Source organism: Paenibacillus zanthoxyli JH29 (genome assembly GCF_000520715.1).
GTDB lineage: Bacteria > Bacillota > Bacilli > Paenibacillales > Paenibacillaceae > Paenibacillus_AQ > Paenibacillus_AQ zanthoxyli.
The window spans coordinates 1-474 of sequence record NZ_ASSD01000218.1 but is presented as its reverse complement, the minus strand read 5'-3'; the positions used below and the strand labels follow the sequence as shown (position 1 = coordinate 474).

The window sequence follows — 474 nt, the reverse complement described above, 5'->3', positions numbered from 1 at the left end:
TTTTATTTATTCAGATATTAGGAATGGCGGCACCACCCGGCCGTCAATATCGGTAAAGCCGTATTGTTCCGCCAAACGCCCCACTTGCTGGGGCACGCCCGACCTTTCCATAATCTTCGGATCGGCGGCCAAAGCACATACGGCCCGCCCGATATAACGGGTGGATTCGGTTGCTTTCAGTTCTTCCACTTCCTTCCAATTTGCTTCATCCGTATGAAAGGCGTCCAGAACAAGCTCTGTCCGCATCCATCCCGGAGACAGCGGAATAACGGCGATTCCGTCAGCCGCAAGTTCCTTGGATAATCCGCAGGCCATACGTACCAGCGCGTTCTTGGACAGGTCATAGTAGAAGTTGCTAATATGTCTATACCGGTCCCAAAAAGTAGTATGAATGATCAGTCCGTTCTTGCGGGTGCGCATCAGCGGAATCGCAAAGTAATTTGTTAGCAGCTGTGCGCGTACGCCGGATTCGAA

Annotated in this window: 1 protein-coding gene; it reads right to left on the bottom strand. The window is 51.7% G+C overall.

The annotated features are described in order from the left end of the window. Positions 1-6 precede the first annotated feature (6 nt). On the bottom strand, positions 7-474 hold a 468-nt coding region (locus tag L691_RS0108175; protein WP_025689907.1), incomplete at its 5' end, for an SDR family oxidoreductase.